The organism is Nonomuraea sp. NPDC003727, assembly GCF_053586935.1.
Map to the genome: position 1 here is coordinate 52181 of NZ_JBSFNE010000031.1, position 23607 is coordinate 75787.

General features: G+C 72.8%; 21 protein-coding genes. 10 read left to right on the plus strand and 11 right to left on the minus strand.

Annotated elements, in window-relative coordinates; all coding sequences use genetic code 11:
• Positions 1 to 83: 83 nt before the first annotated feature.
• Complete coding sequence (locus ACWDLG_RS42015) at positions 84 to 662, plus strand: phosphatase PAP2 family protein (RefSeq protein ID WP_354911011.1); 579 nt, start codon at positions 84 to 86, stop codon at positions 660 to 662.
• Between the two features lie 78 nt (positions 663 to 740).
• Here ACWDLG_RS42015 and ACWDLG_RS42020 read toward each other — a convergent pair whose 3' ends face one another.
• The 8 genes from ACWDLG_RS42020 to ACWDLG_RS42055 all read right to left on the minus strand — a co-directional run bounded on the left by ACWDLG_RS42020 (position 741) and on the right by ACWDLG_RS42055 (position 10475).
• Positions 741 to 2225 carry a class I adenylate-forming enzyme family protein gene (locus tag ACWDLG_RS42020; protein WP_449930787.1) on the minus strand — a complete coding sequence of 495 codons (1485 nt, stop codon included), beginning with the start codon at positions 2223 to 2225 and terminating at the stop codon, positions 741 to 743.
• A complete protein-coding gene (locus ACWDLG_RS42025; RefSeq protein ID WP_449930789.1) occupies positions 2222 to 3451 on the minus strand; it encodes a cytochrome P450 family protein in 1230 nt (409 codons plus the stop codon). The genes ACWDLG_RS42020 and ACWDLG_RS42025 overlap by 4 nt, the downstream gene beginning before the upstream one ends.
• A 5-nt stretch (positions 3452 to 3456) precedes the next feature.
• Positions 3457 to 4548, minus strand: coding sequence for an NAD(P)/FAD-dependent oxidoreductase (locus ACWDLG_RS42030; protein ID WP_449930791.1), 1092 nt, complete (start codon positions 4546 to 4548; stop codon positions 3457 to 3459).
• On the minus strand, positions 4545 to 5441 hold the full coding sequence (locus ACWDLG_RS42035) for a cucumopine synthase-related protein (RefSeq protein WP_354910943.1): 897 nt from the start codon (positions 5439 to 5441) through the stop codon (positions 4545 to 4547). Before ACWDLG_RS42035 ends, ACWDLG_RS42030 begins: the two co-directional genes overlap by 4 nt.
• A gap of 483 nt (positions 5442 to 5924) precedes the next feature.
• Complete coding sequence (locus tag ACWDLG_RS42040) at positions 5925 to 7193, minus strand: M20/M25/M40 family metallo-hydrolase (RefSeq protein ID WP_449930794.1); 1269 nt, start codon at positions 7191 to 7193, stop codon at positions 5925 to 5927.
• A gap of 132 nt (positions 7194 to 7325) precedes the next feature.
• Entirely contained in the window at positions 7326 to 8399 is a 1074-nt protein-coding gene (locus ACWDLG_RS42045) for a C39 family peptidase (RefSeq protein WP_449930796.1), read from the minus strand.
• 175 nt (positions 8400 to 8574) lie between these two features.
• Positions 8575 to 9720: a DUF5925 domain-containing protein gene (locus ACWDLG_RS42050; protein WP_449930798.1), complete on the minus strand. Its 1146-nt coding sequence runs from the start codon at positions 9718 to 9720 to the stop codon at positions 8575 to 8577.
• Positions 9721 to 9791: 71 nt separating this feature from the next.
• Complete coding sequence (locus ACWDLG_RS42055; protein ID WP_354910951.1) at positions 9792 to 10475, minus strand: GntR family transcriptional regulator; 684 nt, start codon at positions 10473 to 10475, stop codon at positions 9792 to 9794.
• Positions 10476 to 10616: 141 nt separating this feature from the next.
• Between ACWDLG_RS42055 and ACWDLG_RS42060 the strand changes: the two genes are divergently transcribed.
• The 7 genes from ACWDLG_RS42060 (at position 10617) to meaB (ending at position 20423) form a co-directional block, all read left to right on the plus strand.
• Entirely contained in the window at positions 10617 to 12425 is a 1809-nt protein-coding gene (locus ACWDLG_RS42060) for a CASTOR/POLLUX-related putative ion channel (protein ID WP_449930829.1), read from the plus strand.
• Between the two features lie 147 nt (positions 12426 to 12572).
• Positions 12573 to 13730, plus strand: coding sequence for an AI-2E family transporter (locus ACWDLG_RS42065; protein WP_449930800.1), 1158 nt, complete (start codon positions 12573 to 12575; stop codon positions 13728 to 13730).
• Positions 13731 to 13801: 71 nt separating this feature from the next.
• Positions 13802 to 14740: an S-methyl-5-thioribose-1-phosphate isomerase gene (gene mtnA / locus ACWDLG_RS42070; protein ID WP_449930802.1), complete on the plus strand. Its 939-nt coding sequence runs from the start codon at positions 13802 to 13804 to the stop codon at positions 14738 to 14740.
• Positions 14741 to 14825: 85 nt separating this feature from the next.
• Positions 14826 to 15596: a peptidoglycan recognition protein family protein gene (locus ACWDLG_RS42075; protein ID WP_449930804.1), complete on the plus strand. Its 771-nt coding sequence runs from the start codon at positions 14826 to 14828 to the stop codon at positions 15594 to 15596.
• A 57-nt stretch (positions 15597 to 15653) separates the two neighbouring features.
• The gene (locus tag ACWDLG_RS42080) at positions 15654 to 17309 is read left to right on the plus strand and encodes a methylmalonyl-CoA mutase family protein (RefSeq protein WP_449930806.1); all 1656 of its coding nucleotides are present in this window, start codon (positions 15654 to 15656) and stop codon (positions 17307 to 17309) included.
• The gene (gene scpA / locus ACWDLG_RS42085) at positions 17306 to 19432 is read left to right on the plus strand and encodes a methylmalonyl-CoA mutase (protein ID WP_449930808.1); all 2127 of its coding nucleotides are present in this window, start codon (positions 17306 to 17308) and stop codon (positions 19430 to 19432) included. Before ACWDLG_RS42080 ends, scpA begins: the two co-directional genes overlap by 4 nt.
• Before the next feature lie 31 nt (positions 19433 to 19463).
• On the plus strand, positions 19464 to 20423 hold the full coding sequence (meaB, locus tag ACWDLG_RS42090) for a methylmalonyl Co-A mutase-associated GTPase MeaB (RefSeq protein ID WP_354911014.1): 960 nt from the start codon (positions 19464 to 19466) through the stop codon (positions 20421 to 20423).
• Here the strand turns inward: meaB and ACWDLG_RS42095 are convergent.
• Genes ACWDLG_RS42095 through ACWDLG_RS42105 form a run of 3 tightly spaced genes read right to left on the minus strand, consistent with a single transcriptional unit; the run spans position 20410 to position 21835 of the window.
• A complete protein-coding gene (locus tag ACWDLG_RS42095) occupies positions 20410 to 20799 on the minus strand; it encodes a hypothetical protein (protein WP_449930809.1) in 390 nt (129 codons plus the stop codon). The two genes, meaB and ACWDLG_RS42095, sit on opposite strands and share 14 nt — an antisense overlap.
• A complete protein-coding gene (locus ACWDLG_RS42100) occupies positions 20796 to 21209 on the minus strand; it encodes an acyl-CoA thioesterase (RefSeq protein WP_449930811.1) in 414 nt (137 codons plus the stop codon). The genes ACWDLG_RS42095 and ACWDLG_RS42100 overlap by 4 nt, the downstream gene beginning before the upstream one ends.
• Before the next feature lie 2 nt (positions 21210 to 21211).
• The gene (locus tag ACWDLG_RS42105; protein ID WP_449930813.1) at positions 21212 to 21835 is read right to left on the minus strand and encodes a TetR/AcrR family transcriptional regulator; all 624 of its coding nucleotides are present in this window, start codon (positions 21833 to 21835) and stop codon (positions 21212 to 21214) included.
• A gap of 77 nt (positions 21836 to 21912) precedes the next feature.
• Here ACWDLG_RS42105 and ACWDLG_RS42110 point away from each other — a divergent pair, with 77 nt between their 5' ends.
• Positions 21913 to 22539, plus strand: a complete 627-nt coding sequence (locus ACWDLG_RS42110) for a TetR/AcrR family transcriptional regulator (RefSeq protein ID WP_449930814.1) — start codon at positions 21913 to 21915, stop codon at positions 22537 to 22539.
• Positions 22536 to 23594, plus strand: a complete 1059-nt coding sequence (locus ACWDLG_RS42115; RefSeq protein WP_449930816.1) for an acyltransferase family protein — start codon at positions 22536 to 22538, stop codon at positions 23592 to 23594. The genes ACWDLG_RS42110 and ACWDLG_RS42115 overlap by 4 nt, the downstream gene beginning before the upstream one ends.
• Positions 23595 to 23607: the final 13 nt, after the last annotated feature.

The following is a 23607-nucleotide window of genomic DNA, read 5'->3' on the forward strand; positions in this document are numbered from 1 at the left end:
GTGCGCGGCTGCCCTGATTGCCTCCGCCGTTCGCTCGTGGCAGGTTTGATGACCATGATCCGAGACGGGAGGACACGCTGGTGATGACCAGGATGGCCGGCTGGGTGACCGAGGTGTTCGCCCCCCAGGTGCTGGTGATCGCCATGCCGCCCGTCGTCGGCCTGCTCGCCCAGGGCTGGACCGGTGCCGTCTGGGGCCTGCTCGCCTCGGCCCTGTGCGGCGGCGTGCCCGCCACCGTCATCGCCGTCGGCGTCCGCAGGGGCCGCCTCGACTCCCGCCACCTGGTCGACCGGGCGCGCCGGACGGGGCCGCTGCTCACCGCGGTGGGCGCCGTGCTGGTGGCGCTGGTGCTGCTGGTCCTGCTGGGCGCCCCCACCCTGCTGGTGGCCACGGTGACCGCGATGCTGGCCGCCCTGGTGGTGACCGTGCCCGTGACGCTGCGCTGGAAGATCTCCTTCCACGCGGCGGTGTCGGCGGGAACCGTGGTCGTCCTGGCGCACGTGCTGCCGCCGATGCCGACCGCGCTGGTGGGCGGGGCGCTGGTCGGGCTGGTGTGCTGGGCCAGGGTCCGGCTCGCCCACCACACGCCCGCCCAGGTGGTCGTGGGCGCGCTGGTGGGTGTCGCGACGACCTGGGGCACCCTGGCCGCCTTCGGCGTCTGACCCCGTGGAGCCCGCCGCCGCGATGACGGCGGCCGTCGGCCGCCGGGCGGCGCCTGGAGGCCCGGCGGGCGGTCCCGGTCACGCGGGTGCCGTCCGGCCGCGCGGGGCGTCCAGGTCGTCCAGGTCGCCTGCCTCCCCGGCGCGCCTGAGCCCTGTGCCGGTCTCCCCGGTGCCGGTCGCCCCCGTGCCGGTCGCCCCCGTGCCGCTCATCCCTGCGCCGGTCACACCCGTGCCGGCCACACCCGTGCCGGTCACGCCCGTGCCGGCCAGCACCTCGCCGTCGTCGACCGGCAGCCCGAAGACCGTCGCGTCCGCCACGGCCCGACGGCCGGGCAGGACGTGCTGGACCGGGCGGGCCTGGACGCCGTCGGGCAGCCGGCTCCTGGCGCGGTCGACCAGGAACAGGTAGCCGTCGGCGTTCAGGTGGCCGAGGTCGCCGGTGCGCAGCCAGCCGTCCCGCAGGGCCGCGGCGGTGCGGACGGGATCGTCCAGGTACCCGCTCATGACCTGGGCGGAGCGCACCCACACCTCGCCGGTCGCGCCGACCGGCAGCGCACGGCCCTCCGGGTCGCGCACGCGCAGCTCCACGCCCTCGACCGGCCGCCCCACCGAGGCCAGCCGGTCGGGGCGCAGGTGGTCGAGCGGCGACAGGGCGGTGACGAAGCCACCCTCGGTGAGCCCGTACCACTGCAGGGCCACGGGGCCGAGCCCCATGACCACGTCCCTGCTGCGGTTCGGCACGGCCGCCGCGCCGCCGTACGTCACCAGCCGCACGCTGCCGGGATCGGCGCCGAGAGCCACCGGGCCCAGCCGGCCGGCCAGGCCGTACAGCTCGCCCGGCCAGCCAGCCGCGACCTGCGTGACGCGTTCCCTGGCGATGACCTCCGGCTCCCGACCCCGCTCGGCGTCGGCCAGCAGGATCGCCGTGCCGCCCGTCGCCAGCGTCCACAGCGCGATCTGGTCGGCCACGTGGTGTCCCGGCGGCAGCAGGAAGCGCCAGGGCTCGGGCGCGAACATCGCGCGCGCCGCCGCCAGCTGCGCGGCCTCGGCCCGCCGGCTGTGGGCGACCGGCTTGCGCTCGCCCGTCGTGCCGTTGGTGAACGTCACCGCCGACAGCGCGCCGGGCGGCGTCTCCGGCGGGTCGGGCGGCGCCCCGTGCGGGGTGGAGAACAGGTCCGCGTCGAGCCGGTAGCAGATCGGCACCGGCCGCGCGTCGAGCAGCAGCTCGGCGTCGTCCTGCCGGCACGGCTCGTGGAGCAGCACCGAGGTGCCGAGCGCGCGCATCGTGCCGGCCGTGATCCGCGCCGGCAGGCCCGGCGGCAGGTGGATCACGGGGCAGCCGAGCGCGAGCGCCACGAGCCTGGCCACCGTGGACTCCGGCTGGCGGCCGGACATGCAGGCGATCGTGTCGCCCGCGCGCACCCCGCGGGCGCGCAGTACGGCCGCCGCGCCCGCCACCATCGCCAGCACGTCGTCCCCGGTCAGGCGGCGCCGCCCGCACACCAGCACGTCACGCGGGCCCGCCGCGCGCACGCCGGCGAAGACGCTCCGGCCCAGGCTCATCGCACCCTCCTTCCCAGGTGCACGGGCAGGTACCTGGTGCTGTTGCCGAGCACCGTGCCGAGCGGCCGCCACCCGCTGTCCTGGTCGGCCAGCCTCATGTCGGGAAACGCCTCGAACAGCGCGGCGAGCGCGACCTCGCCCTCCAGCCGGGCCAGCGGCGCACCCAGGCAGTAGTGCGTGCCGTGCCCGAACGACAGGTGGGCGGGCGAGGCCGCGCGCAGGTCGAAGCACGCCGCCCCCGCGCCGTACTGGTCGGGGTCGCGGCCGGCGGCGGCGAAGCAGCCGATGACCGCCTCGCCCTTGCGCACCGGCACCCCGTCGATCTCGACGTCCCGTACGGCGTAGCGCATCGGGAAGTGCGCGATCGGCGAATCCCACCGCATGGTCTCCTCGACCACCTCGCTCCACGACCGCTGCCCGGAGCGGACCATGGCCAGCTGGTCGGGACACGTCAGCATGACGCGCACGGCGTTGGTGATGAGGTTGACCGTCGTCACGTGACCCGCGATGAACAGCAACTCCACCGTGTCGCCCACCTCCGCGCGCGTGAGCCGGTCGGGCCCGTCGTGTTCGGAGGCGGCGATCAGGTCCGTGATCAGGTCCTCGCCCGGGGTGTCGCGCCGCAGCTCGATGATCTCGTCGAGCAGCTTGTACAGCTTCTTGCGGGCATCGGTGACGTCGTCGGGAGTGTCGCCGACCCTGGCCGCCACGTCGGTGAGCTCGTGCAGCTCGTCCCGAAGCGCGTCCGGGACCCCCATCAGCTCGGAGATGACATCCCGCGGGATCGGATAGGCGTACTCCAGGCGCAGGTCCACCGGCCCCGGCGGCATGGCCGCCAGGCGGTCGAGGTGCGCGGCGGCGAACTCGGCGACCCTCGGACGCAGCCGCTGGACCCTGCGCGCCGTGAACGACTTGGACACCGGCGACCGCAGGCGGTGGTGGGCCCCGCCCTCCGCGTTCAGCATGGAGGTGTCGGCGGCGAGCCTGGTGACCGCGGTGTTGGGCGGGGCGGCGGCCTTGGCCGCCGGATCCCAGTACTTCACCTCCCTGGACAGGTCGGGATGGGTCAGCACGGCCACCAGCGTGGAGTAGCGGGTGGCCGCCCACGCGCGCACCCCCTCGACCTCGACGGGGACCAACGGGCCCAGCTCCCGCAGCTGCGCGCAGTCGGCGTGCACGTCGTGGCTGGCGGGGTCGAGGACGAACTCGGCCGGTCGGACGTCCATGCCGCTCACCCCACCCGCTCCGGCCGTGCGGACAGCGTGGTCGTGTCGAGCCCGGGGTCGCGTCCGAGGTAGAGGTCGCGGACCAGTTCCCCGGCCGCGGGCGCGTTGCACAGCCCGTGGCCGGAGAAGCCCGTCGCGTACAGGAAGGCGGGAGGGCCGGGCAGGTGGCCGATGAAGGCGGTGCGGTCCGGGCTGGCGTCACGGACGCCGGTGACCGCGGTGTGCAGGCCCGCCCCCGCCAGGCACGGGTAGACGGTGGCGAGCTGGGCGGCCACGCGCCGCCGCCAGGCGTCCCTGTCGGGCCCCGGGTAGCCCATGCCGATCAGCAGCCGGTCGCCGCGCAGCCGTACCAGCAGGCCGCTGGAGGCGTGCAGGGTGACCGGGATGTCGGGCATGGCGGGCAACGGGTCGGTGGTGAGCAGTTCCTGGATGATCGGTTCGGTGAGCGGCAGGTCCACGCCCGCCGTGCGGGCCAGGGCGGCCGACCACGCGCCCGCGGCGCACACGACCGCGTCGGCCGTGATCGCGCCGTCGGCGGTCTCCACGCGGCCCTTGACCGCGTCGATCGCCGTGACGGGGCAGTCGGTGCGCAGCTGCGCGCCCGCCCGCCTGGCCGCCTCCGCGTAGCCGCCGACGATCGCGGCGGTGTCGGAGACGTACGCCTCGGCCGACCAGGCGGCCGCCGTCAGCGGCAGCTCGCCGCTGATGAGCGGGTTGCGCCGCCTGGCCTCGTCCGCGCCGATCAGCTCGACGTCCACCCCGGCCGCCCGCTGGGCGGGCAGGTCGGCCTCGAAGGCCGCCACCTGCTCGTCGCCGGTGAACAGCACCAGGTAGCCGACCCGGCGCAGCGGCAGGCCGATGCCCGGCCGCAGCGGGAAGTCGTGGTAGGCCGCCAGGCTCCGTACGGCCAGCGCCGAGCTCACCGGGTTGCCGGCGAAGTAGGCGCGGACCACGTCCGCGGTGGCCCGCGACGCGCCCGATCCGAGCGCGTCGCGTTCCAGCAGGACGGTGCCGACCCCGGCCTCGGCCAGGTGGAAGGCGATCGACAGGCCGATCACCCCGCCGCCGACGACCACGACCTGCGTGTCGGCGCTCATGTGAACGCGCCCTCCCGCCGCAGATGGTCGCCGAGCTGCCACGGGAACAGGTGCAGGTTCCAGCCGCCGAGGCAGTTGACGTAGAGCGTCATCTGCGCCACGAGAGCGGCGAAGTCGTCGCGGTCGTCGAGCTCGTCGATCCGCTCGAGGGCGCGCTTGGTGAAGTCCCAGACCTTGTCCAGGCCGCAGTATCCGAGGAACTCCGCGGGCGTCGGGATCAGCAGGTGCGCCATGTGGCGCAGCGAATCCAGCGGCATTCCCTCGGAGACGGCCCGCACCAGGCCGCCGTAGCTGGCGTAGCCCAGCGGGCGGGTCTCGCCGTTGACGAACAGCAGCGTCGTCAGGACCGTGTCGAAGCTGCCCGCCTTGGAGGCGATGCGGCCCTCGTGCAGGTCGACGAGTTCCTGCGGCGGCTCCAGCCAGATCCGCTCGGTCTCGGCGTGCAGGTCGCCGATGAGTGTGTCGGTCTCGGGGTCGCTCGCCGTGAGGCGGGGCAGGCTGTGGCCGCTGGGCTCGCCGGCGCGGCGTACCTCGGCGATGACCGGCTTCTTGGTCGTGTACACCGCCTCCCAGACCGCGTGGCCCGCCTCGACCAGCGAGTCGAGGTCCTCGTCGAGGATCCTGCCGATCGGGGTGGCGGGCATGGGTTCGGTCAGCTCGCCGTACTTGATGCCGAGGTGCTGAAGTCGTGAGGCGAAGATTGTGCCGTCCGGTTCGGTGCGCCGGTCCTCGACCTTGTAGGCGGCGGCCTGGTGCAGCAGGTCGTGGACCGGGGCGACGTGGTAGAGGTGCTGGCCGGCCACCAGGGCGTGGCCCTGCAGGCTGCGGTACGGCAGTGCGTCCCACAGGCTCTGTGCCAGGGCGGCGTTGCGCTCGTCCAGTTCGGCGGTCACCGTGATGCCTAGTCCGGGCCAGCCGATTTCTACGCGTTTCGGATTAGTCACAATATGTGATGTTAGCAGCACGTTAAGTAGCGATGTAGGGCTAATGTCCGATTTGACGGTGGGCTGACCGAGCGCGGGCGCCGCCCATCCCGCCCCGTTGCGGGCGCCGCCGGCCGCCACGGTCCGCCCGCGGACGCCATGCGCGGCGGCGGCGCGGGGAGAGCGCTCCACCGTGATGCCCGGCCGAGCCAAGCCCACCTTGGCGATGTCATGACGCGCACGGGGTTGCCGTCATTCTCCTCGGCGGGCCCCGCCGGAACACCGTGCAGGAGACCGCGATCAGGGGCTTGGTCGTTGCCGTCATTCTCCTCGGCGGGCCTCGCCGGCCGGATCCGGCAGCCCGCGGCACCCGCCGACCGGCGGCCGGAAGGCGCGGGCCGCGCCGCCGGCGGGCCCGCGCGCCGTCGTTCCGGTGGCCGGCGCGCCGGCCGCTCAGGCGCCCGTCAGCAGGCGGTTCAGGACGCGGGTGCCGAACTCCAGGCCCTCAACCGGCACGCGCTCGTCCTTGCCGTGGAACATGCCGAAGTAGTCGAGATCGGGCCTGAGCATCAGCGGGGCGAAGCCGTACCCCTTGATGCCGATCCTGGCGAACGACTTGGCGTCCGTGCCCCCGCTCATCACGTACGGCACGGGCCGCGCCGCCGGGTCCTCGGCCACCAGCGCGGCCGCCATCTCGTCGAAGAAGGCAGAAGGGTACGGCGCGGACGGCGCGTCCTCCAGGTTGACGAACTCCCGCGTGATCCTCGGCCCGAGCAGCTCGTCGATCGTGGCCAGGAACTCCTCCTGCAGCCCCGGCAGGTACCGGCCGTCGACGTGCGCCTCGGCCGTGGAGGGGACGACGTTGACCTTGTAGCCCGCGGTGAGCATCGTCGGGTTGGCCGAGTTGCGGATCTGGCCCTTGAACAGGCTGCCGAGCGGCCCGAGCCGGGCCGCCTCGGCGTCCAGGCGGTCGAGGTCGACGGGCCGGCCGGTGATCTCCGACAGGCTCCGCAGGAGCGCGGCGACCGACGGCGTCAGCCGTACCGGCCACTGGTAGGCGGCGATGCGCGACAGCGCGTGCACCAGGGTGGCGACCGGGTTGTCGACGGCGGGCCGCGAGCCGTGACCGGCGACGCCGTGGGCGGTCAGCTTCATCCACGACGTGCCGCGCTCGCCCACGGCGATCGGGTAGACCCGCGCGTCGCCCGCGGTCACGCTGAACCCGCCGGACTCGCTGATGGCCTCGGTGACGCCGTCGAACAGCTCCCGGTGCGCGGTGACGGCGTGGCGGGAGCCGTAGTCGCCGGTCGCCTCCTCGTCGGCCAGGAACGCCAGCACCAGGTCGCGTTTGGGCCGCACCCCGCCGGCCTGCATGCCGAGCACCGTGGCGAGCGTCATCGCGCACGAGCCCTTCATGTCGACCGCGCCCCTGCCGTACACGCAGTCGTCGACGATCTCGCCGGAGAAGGGGTGCAGCTCCCACTCGGCCGGGTCGGCGGGGACCACGTCGAGGTGACCGTGGATGAGCAGCGCGTCGGGCGAGTCGCCGGCCACGCGCGCCACGACGGTGGTACGGCGCGGCGCCGACTCGAAGACGGTGGGCTCCAGGCCCGCGTCGGCCAGCAGCGTGGCGACGTACTCGGCGGCCGGGCGCTCGCCCGAGCCGGGATTGGTCGTGTCGAACCTGATCAGGTCGGAGCAGATCTCGGCAACGCTCTTCACATCATCCCCAGAAATGTCGGTCTCACAGAGGGCGACGACAGTGTCCTGCCTGTCCCGCCCGTCGCGCGGCTGCCACGCCGGCTGCCCGCCGCAGTCCACTCCAACCCCATCCGCCCCGCTGACCCGCGCCGATCACCAATTGCCGTCGGATGGGGGAAGGGGAAGCTCCGGCGGATGCAGGACGTAGACGATCCCCGCGCTGCCGGAGCCGCGCAGCCAGACGTTCTCGAAGGCCGCCCGCGGGTAGACGCGCCTGACCCCCTCGGCGGCCGGATCGTTGGCGATCACGTCACCGGACGCGGTGAAGCCGACGACGACCATGATGTGCCCGGTCGTGGCGTAGCCCGCGCCCGGCAGCTCGTGCTCCTTGAACGACTGGGAGGTGATCACCGGGATGCCGGCGGCCACCAGACGCTCCAGCTCCGCCAGCGACCGCAGCCGCGTGACGAACCCGGCCAGGCCGTACCGTCCGGCGTAGGCGACGCCGAACGGCCAGTTGCCGCAGCCCTGGTAGCTGTGGTCGTACATGTCGCGGGCCGCGTGGTCGACGGCCGGGCACGGATCGGCGGGGTCAACCCAGGCGAGCTCGTCGGCGGAGGGGCCCCTGCCCCAGTAGCCGAGCACCATCGTCACCGACGCGGGGCCGCACCAGGAGCCGCCGCCGCCGTCCCATTCCGGGTAGTGGCCCGCGTGCACCCGCTGCGAGAGCGCGGGCACGGCCAGCTCGATCCCGCTCGCCTCGCCCGGCGGCGTCACGCGCACCGGGCCCGGGGCGCCCGAGGCCATCACGCTGACCGAGCCGACGGCGGCGCCCGTGCCGTACAGGGTGACGCGCACCTGGCAGGCGACCAGCGGACGCCTGGCGACCAGCGTGTCGACGGCCACGTCGCCGTCCTCGTCGCCCTGCCCGGGAAGCGAGGTGCGGCGGATGTCGGCGGCGGTCTCGGCCCACCTGCCCATCACGTACCAGCGGGTGTGACGGCCCTCCGCGGTCCTGCCCCGCAGCTCGACCTCCAGCCAGCTGCCCGCCGGCGTGCGTGCCGTCCACGACGGCACCAGCTGGGCCGCGGGAAAGCCGATCTCGGCCTCCGGGCTGGTCCACGCGGCGTAGTCCCAGACGGCCGCCTCGCCGCCGAACGGATCGTGATAGCCGCGGGAGCCGCGCTCGACCGGCACGCACGGGGGGAAGGCGACACGGGATATCACCTGGCCGATTCTGGAGGAAGGCCAGGTGAGGCGCATCGGAAGGTTTACGTACTCCCGGCGGGCCGGGCGCCGCCGTACGCGCGAGTGGTCGACCGTGCGGCACCGCCGGTCCGGCGGGACGCCGCCGCGACCCCGGGCGCGGCACCGGTGCCCGGGACCGGGGGAGCGGTCGCGGTCAGAGGTAGAGGCCGGGCTCGGCGGTGGTGGCGGGGGCCGAGGCGCGTCCCGCACGGGCCGCGAACAGCTCCGCCAGCGTCGCGCCCGCGGCGCCGACCCGCAACGCGAAGTCCTGCGCGCCGCCCTCCTGTTTCGTGAGGTCCTGGGCGCCGCTCTCGGCCAGCCACCGCAGCGACTCCTCGCGCGACAGCCGTCCCACCTCGATCTGGGCCAGGCACCGTCCCGGCCTGATCGTCGCGGGGTGCAGCCGCGCCAGATCCTCGTTCGTGGTGATCGCCACCAGCACGTCGCGACCCTGGCCGAGCAGGCCGTCGGTGAGGTTCAGCAGCCTGGACAGCCCCTGTCCCGTCGCCTCCTTCGCCCCCGCCCTGATCAGCTCGTCGCAGTCCTCCAGCACCAGCAGCCGCCACCGGTCGCCGCGCTCGTCGCAGTCGCCGACGGCCACCTCCATCAGGTACCCGGGGTCGTTGAACAGTCGCTCGGGATCGAGCACGCAGTCGACCTGGCACCACTCGCGCCACTCCTTGGCCAGCGTGCGCAGCAGCGACGTCTTGCCGGTGCCCGGCGGCCCGTGCAGCAGGAGCAGCCTGCCGTTCACGTCCTCCGGCCTGACCGCCATGACCCGCCCGACGGCCTCGCGCACGCTCGCCGCGTAGTTGCCGCTGATCTGCTCCCAGGACGGCGAGGTGATGGGCTTGTCCGAACGGCGGGCGCCGTGCTGGCCGTACCACCAGAAGCCCATCTCGACGTGGTCGGTCGGCGGTGGGGGCTCGACGGCGCCGTCGGTGGTCGTGGACAGCACCGACCGGGCCAGGTCCTCGCTGACGGCGGTGACGCTGACGGTGGCGCAGCGGTTGCGATACCGCACCACGCGCAGTGTCCAGCCGTCGCCGCAGAACAGGCGGGCCTCGGAGCCGTCCTCCTCGTGGGCGGTCCGCACCAGGCGGCCGCCGGGCGGGGTGAGCGCGGCGTCGGCCCGCACCCGCTCCAGGTTGGCCAGCCGGGCCCACGGCTGGGCGCCGGTCGCGAACGGCGACAGGGCGAGCGCGTCGACGATGTCGGCGGCCGAGTCGGAGTCGTCGACCCAGATGTTCATCGGCAGCTCGGCGGCGGCGGGGAAACGGACCTCCTTCAGCACGGACATGCGATCAATGATCCGCACTCCGCACACCGGCGTCGACTGCTTTTATCCGTGGTCTGTCCGTGGCCGCCGCTTCACCGGGTCCGGCGCCGGGAGTGGGTGGCCTGGACGGGGTCGATGTCCTCCACCGCCCAGCCGCGCGCCACGGCCAGCGACTCCGCCCGCCCGCCGGCCACGTGGCGCAGCGCGCAGGCGGCCGCCTCTTCCTGGTCGCCCGCCGCGATCGCCGCGTAGAGCTCGGCGTGCTCCTGGCTCTGCCGTCCGGGGTCGCGGTCGGAGGTGAGGCGGAACAACCGGTGCAGGCGGGCGTCCAGCGGCCGCATCAGATCGGCCAGCAGCGCGTTGCCCGAGATGGCCACCACCTCGTGGTGGAAGTCGGCGTTGGCGGCCGCGATGGCCGCCCTGTCCTCACCGGCGATCGCCTCGCGGGCGCGGTCCATGCACGCGCGCAACCTGGCCAGGCCGTCGGCGTCGGCCCGCTCGGCGGCCAGCCGCGCGGCCAGCGCCTCCAGGCTCTCCCGCACGTCGAACAGGTCGCGCACGTCGTCAGGGGTGAACGGGCTGACCAGCGCGCCCCTTCCGGGCACCAGCACCACCAGGCCCTCGGCGGCCAGGCGGCGCAGCGCCTCGCGCAGCGGGATCCGCGACACCCGCAGCTCGGCCGCCAGGTCGCGCTCGATCAGCCGCTCGCCGGGGCGCAGCTCGACCTCGACGATGCGGCGTTTCAGCGTCTCGTAGGCCAGGTGCGCGGTGGTCACGGCACCAGCGTACGGGCGCTCGCGTGGATGATTTTTCGTCGCATGAAAGCCGCTGTACCTTTTGCCGTTGGTCAAGGTTCATTCACGGGGAGGTAAACGGTGTCTGTGCGGGAGCGCGTGCGTTACTGGTTCGACAACACCATGTCCAAGGGGACCGCCTCGCTCATCGGCTGGCTCGCCGTGGTGTCCGTCGCGATCGTGCTGGTCGTGGCCGGATTAACCGTCTGGGTCACCGACGAACCCGAGGGAGCGAGCCCGGGTGAGGTGCTGTGGCTGGCGCTCATGCACGCCATGACACCCAGCAAGGTCGCCAGTGACAAGGGCAGCACCGCCTTCCTCGCCGTGATGTTCGCCGGGTCGCTGGCCGGCATCTTCATCGTCAGCATCCTGGTCGGCCTGCTGTCCAACGGGCTCAAGCAGAAGATCGACCGGCTGCGCAGGGGCCGCTCCATGGTCGCCGAGAGCGGTCACACCGTCGTCCTCGGCTGGTCCGACCAGATCTTCACCATCATCGGCGAGCTGGTCAAGGCGCACGCCAGCCAGCGCGGCTCGGTCATCGCCGTCATGGCCGACCACGACAAGCTCGACATGGAGGAGGAGATCAGGGAGCGCATCGGCGACACCGGCCGGACCAGGCTCGTCTGCCGCACCGGACGGCCCACCGAGCCGGGCGACCTGCGCCTGATGAACCTCGACAGGGCTCGCTCCATCGTCGTCCTGTCACCCGACGGCGAGGACTCCGACGCCCACGTCATCAAGATCCTCCTGGCGCTGGCCAAGCGCGCCGGCGACCACCCTCCCGTCGTCGCCTCGCTCACCTCCAGCCGCAACATGGCCGCCGCCCGCCTGGCCGGGGGCGACCAGGTCCACCTCGTCGACGCCGACGACACCGCCTCCCGGCTGATCGTGCAGTCCTCCCGGCAGTCGGGCATGTCCGTGGTCTGCATGGACCTGCTGAACTTCGACGGCGGCGAGATCTACCTGCGCGCCGACACCGCTCTGGCCGGCCGGACGTACGGCGAGGCGCTGCACGCCTACGAGACGGCCACGGTCATCGGCCTGCGCAGCCCCTCCGGCGTCGTGCTCAACCCGCCCATGGACACCGTCATCGCCGCCGACGACCAGGTCGTCGTCATCGCCCACGACGACTCGCTCATCCGCGTGGCCACCGCCCCGGCCGCCTACTCCGAGAAGGACATGGCCGGCGCCCCGGCCGCGCCGCCGGAGGCCGAGCGGACGCTGATCCTCAACTGGAACGCCCGCGCCGAGCACATCATCCGCTACCTGGACGGCTACGTCGCCCCCGGTTCGGTCCTCGACGTCGCGGCCGACCACCCGAAGGCGGGCACCGAGCTGACCGGCCTGCGCAACCTCACCGTGAACGTCAAGGAGTGCGACACCACCGACAGGTACGCCCTGGAGGCGCTCGGCGTCGGCCTCTACCAGCACGTGATCGTGCTGTCCGACGACAGGTTCAAGCCGCAGCACGCCGACACCCGCACGCTGATGACGCTGCTGCAGCTGCGCGACATGCAGGCGGCCACCGGCGAGCGGTACTCGATCGTCAGCGAGATGCACGACGAGAACAACCGCTCGCTGGCCGAGGTGACCGAGGCCGACGACATCGTCATCAGCGACACGGTCATCGGCCTGCTGCTGGCCCAGCTGGCCGAGAACCGGCACCTGGCCGACGTCTTCGGCTACCTGTTCGACTCGCGCGGGTCGGAGATCTACCCCAGGCCCGCCGCCTCGTACGTGACCCCGGGCGCGCAGGTGTCGTTCTCCACCGTCATCGAGTCGGCCAGGCGGCGGGGCGAGACGGCGATCGGCTACCGGCTCGCGTCCGGCATCAACCAGGCGCCGCACTACGGGGTGGTGCTCAACCCGGACAGGAACCAGCCGCTGACGTTCGGCGCGGGCGACTCCGTGATCGTCCTGTCCGAGCGCTAGGCGGGGGGCCGCCGCGACGGCCCCACCTCCTCTGATGTGCCTGATCCTTCCGTCTCTACCTGCGGCAACGTAGGATTGTGTGCCTGCCGGCCCCGTCCGCACCCGCCCCCACGGCGCAGTCGCCATGAGCGAACCGTAGGAGGGATCATGACGAGGCCGAGTGAGCCGCGAGGGATCAAGCCCCCGGCCGTCCAGGTCCTGCTCGCGCCCGCGAACGTGTGGCGGGTCGCTCTCGTGGTGGCGGGCGTGGTCGCCCTGATGTTCTTCCTGCGTTTCCTGCTGACCGACGCCGGATGGCTGCTCGTCCTGCTGGTCATGGCCTGGTTCACCTCGCTGGCGATGGAGCCGGCCGTGCGCCCGCTGTCCAGGCGGATGTCACGTCGCAGGGCCACGCTGCTGGTCATGGTGACCTTCACCGTGGTGGCGGTCATCTTCCTCATCCTGTTCGGGAACCTGTTCGTGCAGCAGGTCGGGCAGTTGCTGCTGGCGCTGCCCGACGTCGCCGCCGCCGTCCTCAAGTGGATCAACGCCCGGCTCGGGACGCAGTACAAGCTGGCCGACCTCCTCAAGTCCCTGAACGTGACACCCCAGCAGGCCGCCGCGTACGCGCAGGACGTGGTCGGCGGCGTCCTGGGCCTGGTCGGGACGGTGGCGGGCATGGTCTTCAAGCTGTTCATGCTCGTGCTGCTGACCTATTACTTTGCGGCCGACGGCCCCCGCCTGCGCCAGTGGGTGGCGCAGCTGCTGCCCAGCCGGTCCCAGCGGGTCTTCATCAGAGTGTGGGAGCTGTCGACGGAGAAGACCGGCGGCTACGTCTCGGCCAGGCTCATCCTGGCCACGATCAACGGCGGGACGTCGGCCCTCGTGTTCCTGGCGATCGGCATGCCGTCCTGGTTCGCCCTCGGGGTGTGGACGGGCGCGGTCGCCCAGTTCGTCCCCACGATCGGCACCTACATCTCCATCGCCCTGCCGACGGTCGTCGGGCTGGCCTCGCCCCGGCCCTGGGTCGGGGTGGCGGCGCTGGCCTGGGCCGTGGTGTACCAGCAGGTGGAGAACCTGACACTGGAGCCGAGGATCAGCGCGCGGTCGGTCGACATCCATCCGGGGGTCTCGTTCACGGGCGTCACCCTGGGCGCGGCGCTGTTCGGCGCGGTGGGCGCCCTGCTGGCCATTCCCGTCGCGGCGATGCTGGTCTCGCTCGTCGACACCTACGCCACCCGCTACGAGCTGGTGGCCGCCGACGACGGGACGACCCCGCCGGTCGCCGCACCGGCGCCGCGGACGGTCGAGCCGCCTCCCCCATGAGAGACAGGCGCGCCGCCCGCCGATACCGAAGGGATGTATGACGGTTCGGCCTGATTGTGTACGGTGCGCCTGTGAGGACGATCGACTGGGTCGACGGGGCCATCGAGCTCATCGATCAGACGCTGCTGCCGGACGAGCTGGTCATGCTGCGCATCACCACCGTGGACGAGCTCGTCGACGCCATCCGCCGCCTGGCCGTCAGGGGCGCTCCCGCCCTCGGCGTGGCAGGGGCGCTCGGCGTAGCGCTGGCCGGCGGCGACAGGAAGGCCGTCGCGCGCCTCAGGGCGGCCCGGCCGACGGCCGTCAACCTGGCGTGGGGCGTCGACCAGGCCGCCGCGCGCCTCGACGACGGGCCCGAGGCGGTCCTCACCACGGCCCTGCGGATCAGGGACGACGACATCGCCGCCTGCGTGGCCATGGGCGAGCGCGGCGCCGACCTGCTCGAAGGCGACAAGCTGCGCGTCATGACCATCTGCAACACCGGAGGTCTGGCCACCGTCGAGCGCGGCACCGCGCTGGGCGTCGTCCAGACCCTCCACGAGAGGGGACGGCTGGCCGAGGTGCTCGCGCTGGAGACCAGGCCGCTGCTGCAGGGGGCCCGGCTCACCGCCTGGGAGCTGGAGCGGATGGGCGCGCCCTACCGGCTGGTCACCGACTCCGCCGGGCCGTACCTGCTGGCCAGGGGAGGGGTGGACGCGGTGCTGATCGGCGCCGACCGGATCGCCGCCAACGGCGACACCGCCAACAAGATCGGCTCCTACGCGCTCGCGCTGGGCGCCGAGCGCGCCGGGGTGCCGTTCGTCGTGGTCGCCCCCGAGAGCACCATCGACGCGGCCACCCCCTCGGGCGAGCACATCGAGATCGAGGACCGGGGCGACGAGGAGGTGGTGTGCGTGCGCGGCATGCGCATCGCCCCCGAGGGGACCCGCGCGCTGAACCCGGCCTTCGACGTCACGCCCCATGACCTGATCTCCGCGATCGTTACGGACCGGCGCGTCTTCCGGCCGTAGGGAGACCAATAATCGACATTCCTGGGATCTGTCCGTACACCTCGCGTTACGCTCGGTTGTCAGCGTCCTCACCCGGGAGATCGCCGTGGCCATCGATCTTGTCCTGCGTCGTGACTGGCGTGCCCGTTCCCCGCGTGGCAGCTACACCCAGCTCGAGTCCACCAGAGGGGTCAAGGTCCACTACACGGGTGGCAGGGTCGATCCCGGCATCGTGCGCGACCACGCCAAGTGCGTGGCCCTGGTGCAGTCCATCCAGAACTTCCACATGGACTCCAACGGCTGGATCGACATCGGCTACAGCTTCGTGGCCTGCCCGCACCGCAAGGTGTTCGAGGGGCGGGGGGCGCACCATCTGCCGGCGGCCAACGGGGCCGGGCTCAACTCGGGCCACTACGCGGTGCTCGGCCTGGTCGGCAACGCCGGCCTGGTCCAGCCGCCCGACGGCGTGCTGCACGCCATCCTCGACGCGATCCTGCACCTGCGCGAGGAGGGCGCGGCCGGGCGCGAGATCAAGGGGCACCGCGACGGGTTCAACACCGACTGCCCGGGCGACCCGCTCTACGGCTGGGTCAGGCGCGGCGCCCCCCGGCCTGGCGGGCAGGAGCCGCCGACGCCCCCGCAGGCCCCGCCCTTCCCCGGGCGGCTGCTGAAGTTCCCCCCGATCATGCGCGGCGACGACGTGCGCACCTGGCAGCGCCAGATGAGCAGGCGCGGCTGGACCATCGACGTCGACGGCGCCTACGGGGCCGGCTCCCGCGAGGTGTGCCGGCGCTTCCAGCGCGAGCAGGAGATCCCCGACGACGGCGTCGTCGGACCCGTCACGTGGAAGCTGGCCTGGGAGGCGGCGCGCGCCTGACCGCGGACGCCGCCCCCGGATTATTGTTCTGGTACGGCTGCGCCTACCATCCAAGGCATGAGACTCGCCGCGGACTTCCCGTCCACGACCCGCGACGATTGGCGGGCCCTCGCGCTCGGTGTGTTGCGCAAGTCCGGCGTGGAGCCGGAATCACCCGAAGCCGCGCTGGCCACCGACACCTATGACGGTGTGCGGGTCGCACCCCTCTACGACGCCGGCGACCTGCCCGAGCTGCGCGCCCCGCGGCCCACGCACCGGGGCTGGGACGTCCGGCAGCGGCATGCCGTGCCGGACAACGAGGCGGTGCTCGCCGACCTGGAGAACGGCGTCACCTCGCTGTGGCTGGCGGTCCCGGTGGAGGAGCTGGCGCGCACGCTCGACGGCGTCTACCTCGACCTGGTGCCCGTGGTGCTGGAGGCGGGCGAGCGCACCGCCGAGGCGGCCGAGGTCCTGCTCGGGCTCGGCACGGGGGTGACCGGTAATCTCGGCGCGGGCCTCGGCCCCGACGCCGTCGCGCTGGCGCGGCGCTGCGCGGCGGAGCATCCGGGGCTGCGCGCCATCGTCGTCGACGGCCTGCCGTACCACGACGCGGGCGGGAGCGACGCGCAGGAGCTGGGCTGCTCGCTGGCGACCGGCGTGGCGCACCTGCGGGCGCTGACCGCGGCCGGGCTGTCCGTCGAGGCGGCCCTCGGCCAGCTGGAGTTCCGTTACGCGGCCACCGCCGACCAGTTCGCCACGATCGCGAAGCTGCGCGCGGCCCGCCTGCTGTGGGCGCGGGTGGCCGAGGTGTGCGGCGGGCCCGGCACGCAGTTGCAGCACGCGGTGACGAGCTTCGCGATGATGACCGCGCGCGACCCGTACGTGAACATGCTGCGCACCACGCTGGCGTGCTTCGCCGCGGGCGTGGGCGGCGCCGACGCGGTGACGGTGCGGCCCTTCGACGCCGCCATGGGCGCGCCCGACGCCTTCGCCCGGCGGATCGCCAGGAACACCCAGGCGCTGCTGCTGGAGGAGTCGGGCGTGGGGCGCGTCGCCGACCCCGCGGGCGGCTCCTGGTACGTCGAACGGCGCACGGCCGAGCTGGCCGAGCGGGCCTGGGCGTGGTTCCAGGAGATCGAGGCGGCGGGCGGCGTCCAGGCCGCCGGTGACCTGGTGAGCGAGCGGATCGCGCGGACCAGGGCGCGCAGGGACGACGACATCGCGCACCGGCGCCACCCGATCACCGGCGTGAGCGAGTTCCCCGATCCGCGCGAGCGCCCGCCGCGGCCGCCCGCCCCCCAGGGGGAGGCGATGCGTTACGCGCGGCCGTACGAGGAGCTGCGCGAGCTGGCCGACGCCCAGCCCGAGCGGCCGAAGGTCTTCCTCGCCACGATCGGGCCGGTCGCCGTCCACACCGCCAGGGCCTCCTTCGCCGCCAACCTCTTCCACGCCGGCGGCCTGGAGACCGTCCTGTCGGGCCCGAGCACCGACCCGGAGGAGATCGCGCGGGCCTTCGCCGCCAGCGGCGCCGCCGTCGCGTGCCTGTGCTCCAGCGACCGGCTGTACGGCGAGCACGCCGCCCCGGTGGCCCTGGCGCTGCGCCGGGCGGGGGCGCGCACGGTATGGCTGGCGGGGAAGGGGGATCACGAGGGGGTGGACGCGCACCTGTACGCCGGATGCGACGCGCTCGACGTCCTCCGCACGACCTTCGACGACCTGGGAGTGGCGCGATGATCCCCGACTTCACCACCGTTCCGCTGGCGCCCGTGCGCCCCACCGGCGCGGCGGCGGGTGAGCCGTGGGAGACCCCGGAGGGCATCCCGGTCAAGCCGGTCTACACGGCCGCCGACCTCGACGGGCTCGACTTCCTGCGGACCTATCCGGGGGCGGTGCCGTACCTGCGCGGGCCGTACCCGACGATGTACGTCAACCAGCCGTGGACCATCCGGCAGTACGCGGGCTTCTCCACCGCCGAGGAGTCGAACGCCTTCTACCGCCGCAACCTGGCCGCGGGGCAGAAGGGCCTGTCGGTGGCCTTCGACCTGGCCACGCACCGCGGCTACGACTCCGACCATCCGCGTGTGGCGGGCGACGTGGGCATGGCGGGCGTCGCCATCGACTCCATCTACGACATGCGGCAGCTGTTCGAGGGCATCCCGCTGGACCGGATGTCGGTGTCGATGACGATGAACGGCGCGGTGCTGCCGATCCTGGCGCTCTACATCGTGGCCGCCGAGGAGCAGGGTGTCGCCCACGAGCAGCTGACGGGGACCATCCAGAACGACATCCTCAAGGAGTTCATGGTCCGCAACACCTACATCTACCCGCCCGGGCCGTCGATGCGGATCATCTCCGACATCTTCGCCTACACCAGCCGGCACATGCCGAAGTTCAACTCCATCTCGATCTCCGGCTACCACATCCAGGAGGCGGGGGCCACCTGCGACCTGGAGCTGGCCTACACCCTGGCCGACGGCGTGGAGTACCTGAGGGCGGGTGTGGCGGCGGGGCTCGACATCGACGCCTTCGCCCCCCGGCTGTCGTTCTTCTGGTGCATCGGCATGAACTTCTTCATGGAGGTGGCCAAGCTCCGGGCGGCCCGCCTGCTGTGGTCCAGGCTGGTGTCGGAGGCGGGGGCGAAGAATCCCAAGTCGCTGTCGCTGCGGACCCACTCCCAGACCTCGGGCTGGTCCCTGACCGCCCAGGACGTCTTCAACAACGTGGTGCGCACCTGCGTGGAGGCCATGGCCGCCACCCAGGGCCACACCCAGTCGCTGCACACCAACGCCCTCGACGAGGCGCTCGCGCTGCCCACCGACTTCTCGGCCCGCATCGCCCGCAACACCCAGCTGCTGCTGCAGCAGGAGTCGGGTACGACCCGCGTCATCGACCCGTGGGGCGGCTCCTACTACGTCGAGCGCCTCACCCACGACCTGGCCGAGAAGGCGTGGCAGCACATCCAGGAGGTCGAGGCGGCCGGCGGCATGGCCCGCGCGATCGACGCCGGCCTGCCCAAGCTGCGCATCGAGGAGGCCGCGGCACGCGCCCAGGCGCGCATCGACTCGGGCAGGCAGCCGGTCATCGGGGTCAACAAGTACCGCCCGCAGGCCGACGAGCCGATCGAGGTGCTCAGGGTCGACAACAGCGCGGTGCGGGCGCAGCAGCTCGACAAGCTGCGCCGCCTGCGCGCCGACAGGGACGCCGAGGCCGTACGGCAGGCGCTGGAGAACCTCACCAAGGGCGCCGCGGGCGGCGACAACCTCCTGGCGCTCGCGGTGGAGGCGGCCAGGGCCAGGGCCACGGTCGGCGAGATCTCCGACGCCCTGGAGAAGGTGTTCGGACGGCACGCGGGGCAGATCCGTACCATCTCCGGGGTGTATCGCGACGAGGCGGGTCCGGTGAAGGGCATCGAGCTGGTACGGCAGGCGTGCGCCGACTTCGCCGTCGCCGAGGGGCGGCGGCCGCGCATCCTGGTGGCCAAGATGGGGCAGGACGGGCATGACCGCGGCCAGAAGGTGATCGCCACCGCGTTCGCCGACCTCGGCTTCGACGTCGACGTCGGCCCGCTGTTCCAGACGCCCGAGGAGGTGGCGCGGCAGGCCGTGGAGGCAGACGTGCACGTCGTCGGCGTCTCCTCCCTGGCCGCGGGTCACCTCACGCTGGTGCCGGCGTTGCGCGCCGCGCTCGCCGACCTGGGCGCGGACGACGTCATGATCGTGGTGGGCGGCGTGATCCCGCCCGGCGACTTCGACGAGCTGCGCGCCGCGGGCGCCTCGGCGATCTTCCCGCCCGGCACGGTGATCGCCGACGCGGCGCTCGACCTGGTGCGCGAGCTGTCCTCGCGCCTGGGCCACTGATGCGCCACCGGCCGGCGGAGGGCCGGTGCGGATGAGGGCGCTCGACGACTACGTCCACGGCGTGAAGTCGGGATCGCGCGCCTGGATCGCCCGCGCGATCACGCTGGTCGAGTCGACCAGGGCCGACCACGCCGAGCTGGCCCAGCGGTTGCTCGTCGAGCTCACGCCGCTGGCCGGGCAGGCCCGCAGGGTCGGCATCTCGGGCGTGCCGGGGGTCGGCAAGTCGACGCTGATCGACGCGCTCGGCACCCGCCTGACCGAGCGCGGCCACCGGGTGGCGGTGCTGGCCGTCGACCCGTCGTCGACGCGGACCGGCGGCAGCATCCTCGGCGACAAGACGCGCATGTCCCGCCTGTCGGTCGACCCGCAGGCCTTCATCCGCCCCTCGCCGACTTCGGGCACGCTCGGCGGGGTCGCCAAGGCCACCAGGGAGGCGATGGTCGTCGTCGAGGCCGCGGGATACGACGTCGTGCTCGTCGAGACGGTCGGCGTCGGCCAGTCGGAGACCGCGGTGGCCGACATGGTCGACACCTTCCTGCTGCTCAGCCTGGCCCGCACCGGCGACCAGCTGCAGGGCATCAAGAAGGGTGTGCTGGAGCTGGCCGACGTGATCGCGGTCAACAAGGCGGACGGGGACTTCGAACCGGCGGCCAGGAAGGCGGCCCGCGAGCTGGCGGGGGCGCTGCGCATGCTGCGCTCGGAGGCGGCGCCGCCGCCGGTGCTGACCTGCAGCGGGCTGACCGGTGGCGGGCTCGACGAGGTGTGGGAGCAGGTCGTCGCCCACCAGGACCGGATCGACGTGGCGGCCAAGCGGCGCCGTCAGCAGGTGCAGTGGACCTGGACGCTGGTGCGTGACCGGCTGCTGGCCGAGCTGCGCGGCAACCCCGCGGTGGCGGCGATCACGGCGGAGGTGGAGCGGGAGGTCCTGGCGGGCACCCTGACCCCGTCGCTGGCCGCCGAGCGGTTGCTGGCCGCCTTCAAGCGCCGCTGATCCCGCCGCGCGCCACGGGTGACCAGGCTTCCTCCCACAGGTCCTGCGCGTCGCTCGTCCACGTCTCGGACAGGAGCGTGCCCCTGCCGCGGTAGGCCCGCATGATCGCGACGTGGCCGGGCGAGCGGACGAAGGCCGCCAGGTCGGCCGCCGACCGCCACACCGACACCGACCCGATGCGGCGGGCCAGGGGTTCGGCCCACAGCCACAGCCCGACCGCGCCGCCGACCTCGGGCCAGCGCCGGCCCAGCCGCCATCCCGTACGGCTCGCCCGCGGCAGGTGCACCGCGCTGTGCAGGCGGAAGTCGGTGAGGCTGACCACGACGGGCTCCTCGCCCCTCGGTTCGGGGCCGGGGATCCAGCGGCTTCTGATCACGCGGCGAGCACCTTGGCCGCGTCGCGGATCTCCGCGCTGAACGGGGTGGGGCGTAGCGTCGCCGGGTCGAGGTTGACGTTGACCCTGCGGCCCTCGGCGTGCACGGTGCCGCCGTCCGGCGACAGGACGCGGACGCCGTACACGCCGCTGGTGGTGCCCATCCGCTCGATCCAGAAGTGGACCAGCGGCTCGCCGACGCCCATGATCGGCACGTGGAAGGTGATGGAGAACTCGCGCACGGCGAGGAAGACGTCCTTGAAGCGGGAGTGGGCGGGGTCGAAGTTCCAGCCGAGCTCGGTCCAGAAGGCGGTGATGGCCCGCTCGACGAGCACCGAGTAGCGGGCGTTGTGCAGCAGCCCCATGGCGTCGAGGTCGTCGAAGTGCACCTGGACGGGACGGGTGTGGGACACGGTCAGTCCTCCGGGAGGAGCGTGGGGTCGGGGGAGAGGGCGCGCAGGCGGTCGAGGACGGCCCTGCGGGCGTGGGCGAAGGCCCGTGGCCGGTCGCGCAGGCGGGAGTGGATGACGACGGCCTCGCCGAGCGCCTCGATCTCGTAGGCGAGCTGGGCCGGGTCGGCGCGCAGCTCGCCCCGGTCGACGGCGTCCTGGATGGCCCGCTCCAGGAAGCCGAGCCAGTCGTTCATCGCTTCGGCCACCCGGTCCTTGACCGGGCCCGGACGGTCGTCGAACTCGACCTGCGCGGCGAAGAAGAAGCAGCCGCCCGGCAGGCGGCCCTCCTCGTAGAAGGCGAGCCGTGCCTCGTGCAGGGCCAGGACCCTGCGCAGGCCCGGGGGCACGGCCAGGGCGGGGGTGACCACGTGCTCGATCCACTGCCGCCGCGCCCACTCGACCGCGTCGAGCTGCAGCTGCTCCTTGTCGCGCCAGTGGGCGAACAGGCCGGACTTGCTGACGCCCGCCACGCCGGCCAGGCGGCCCAGCGTCAGGCCGTCGAGCCCGTCGACCGAGGCCAGGGCCACGGCGCTGCCGAGGATGGCTTCCCTGCTGCGCTGTCCGCGCACCTTCCTGCCGTCTGCCATGCGGATCACGCTAGCAGATAAAAAGACCGATCGGTCGTTCAGATTTATTTGTTGGCCGCCTGTGCTAGATTTTGGCCATGCGGTCAGAAAACGAGGCATCCGGCCAGAAGCCGCGGTCGTTCATCGAGAAGGCCAGGCGGGCCCAGATCATGGCCAGCGCCATCGAGGTCATCGCCGAGGTGGGCTTCGCCAAGGCATCGCTCGCCGCCATCGCCAAGCACGCGGGCATCAGCAAGGGCGTCATCTCCTACCACTTCGCCGGCAAGGACGACCTGATGGAGGAGGTCGTCGACCACGTCTACACCGGCATCGCCGACTTCGTGCTGGCCCGGATGGAGGGCAGGACCACCGCCACCGAGCTGCTGCGCACCCAGATCCTCAGCGTCGCCGAGCACATGCGCGACCACCGCACCCAGCTCAAGGCCCTGGGGGAGATCTTCATCAACCTCCGCCTCCCGGACGGCTCCCCCCGGTACGGCATCGCCGCCAACGAGGAGCTGTACCAGTCGCTGGAGAACATCTACCGTCTCGGCCACGCCACGGGCGAGTTCCGGCCGTTCGACCCGCGCGTCATGGCGATCACCCACTCGGCCGCGGTCAATGACATGTTCGCCTACTGGGCGGTCCACCCCGGCCACGACCTCGACGCCCACGCCAGGGAACTGGCCGAGATCTTCGTCCGTGCCACGAAGGGACCGCAATGAGAAGGCTCGCCTACGTCGACAACCTGCGCGTGGTCCTCACCGTCCTCGTGATCCTCCACCACGTGGCCCTGACGTACGGCAACATCCCCGCCTGGTACCACTTCGAGCAGGCCCACGACCCCTCCGGGTGGGCGCTCGACATCCTGGTCATGTTCGACCAGGCGTTCTTCATGGGCTTCTTCTTCCTCATCTCCGGCTTCTTCACCCCCGGCTCCTACGACCGCAAGGGCGGCGGCGCCTTCATGCGCGACCGGCTGCTCCGGCTGGGCATCCCGCTGATCGTCTTCCTCCTGCTGCTGCGCCCCCTGGCCATGGTCGGCGTCTACCAGGACTTCGACATGCCGTACTGGATGTTCTACATCGGGTCGTGGGACCCGGGCCCGATGTGGTTCGTGGAGGTCCTGCTGGTCTTCGCCGCGGTCTACGCCGCCGTCCGGCGCTACGGCCGGATCCCCCGGTCGGGCCCGGAGCAGGCGCCTGGAGCGGCTGCGATCGTCGTCTGCGCGGTCGCGCTGGCCGTCGTCACCTTCGCCTGGCGTCTCGTCGTGCCCGTCGGCCTCTACGTGCCGGTGCTCGGCCTGCCCACGCCGTCCCACCTGCCGCAGTACGCCGGCATGTTCACGCTCGGCGTGCTCGCCCACCGGCGTGGCTGGTTCGCCACGCTGTCGCGGCGGGCGGGCAGGCTCGGCTTCGCCGCCGCGGGACTGGGGACGATGGTGCTGCTCCCCTTGCGCTTCATGTCCGGCGGAGCGGTCGCCGACCTCGCGCAGGCCGCGTGGGAGGCGGTGTTCGCGGCCGGTGTCGTCATCGGCCTGCTGGTGCTGTTCCGCGAGCGCTTCAACACGCAGCGGGCGCGCGGCAGGTTCCTGTCCGAGCAGGCCTACACCGTCTACATCATCCACCCCGTCGTGCTGGTCGGCCTCGCCTACGCCTTCGCCTGGCTGCAGGCCGCCGCGATCGTCAAGTTCGCCGTCGTCTCCGTCCTCGCGCTGCCGCTGTGCTGGGCGCTGGCCTTCCTGGTGCGCGCGCTGCCGGGCGCCCGGCGGATCCTGTGAGCTGAAAACCGGC

Coding starts and splice junctions, on each gene's coding strand:
- ACWDLG_RS42015 (WP_354911011.1), top strand. CDS start 84: ATGACCAGGATGGCCGGCTGGGTGACCGAGGTGTTCGCCCCCCAGGTG.
- ACWDLG_RS42020 (WP_449930787.1), bottom strand. CDS start 2,225: ATGAGCCTGGGCCGGAGCGTCTTCGCCGGCGTGCGCGCGGCGGGCCCG.
- ACWDLG_RS42025 (WP_449930789.1), bottom strand. CDS start 3,451: ATGGACGTCCGACCGGCCGAGTTCGTCCTCGACCCCGCCAGCCACGAC.
- ACWDLG_RS42030 (WP_449930791.1), bottom strand. CDS start 4,548: ATGAGCGCCGACACGCAGGTCGTGGTCGTCGGCGGCGGGGTGATCGGC.
- ACWDLG_RS42050 (WP_449930798.1), bottom strand. CDS start 9,720: ATGTCCGTGCTGAAGGAGGTCCGTTTCCCCGCCGCCGCCGAGCTGCCG.
- ACWDLG_RS42060 (WP_449930829.1), top strand. CDS start 10,617: ATGTCCAAGGGGACCGCCTCGCTCATCGGCTGGCTCGCCGTGGTGTCC.
- ACWDLG_RS42065 (WP_449930800.1), top strand. CDS start 12,573: ATGACGAGGCCGAGTGAGCCGCGAGGGATCAAGCCCCCGGCCGTCCAG.
- ACWDLG_RS42080 (WP_449930806.1), top strand. CDS start 15,654: ATGAGACTCGCCGCGGACTTCCCGTCCACGACCCGCGACGATTGGCGG.
- scpA (WP_449930808.1), top strand. CDS start 17,306: ATGATCCCCGACTTCACCACCGTTCCGCTGGCGCCCGTGCGCCCCACC.
- meaB (WP_354911014.1), top strand. CDS start 19,464: ATGAGGGCGCTCGACGACTACGTCCACGGCGTGAAGTCGGGATCGCGC.
- ACWDLG_RS42105 (WP_449930813.1), bottom strand. CDS start 21,835: ATGGCAGACGGCAGGAAGGTGCGCGGACAGCGCAGCAGGGAAGCCATC.
- ACWDLG_RS42110 (WP_449930814.1), top strand. CDS start 21,913: ATGCGGTCAGAAAACGAGGCATCCGGCCAGAAGCCGCGGTCGTTCATC.
- ACWDLG_RS42115 (WP_449930816.1), top strand. CDS start 22,536: ATGAGAAGGCTCGCCTACGTCGACAACCTGCGCGTGGTCCTCACCGTC.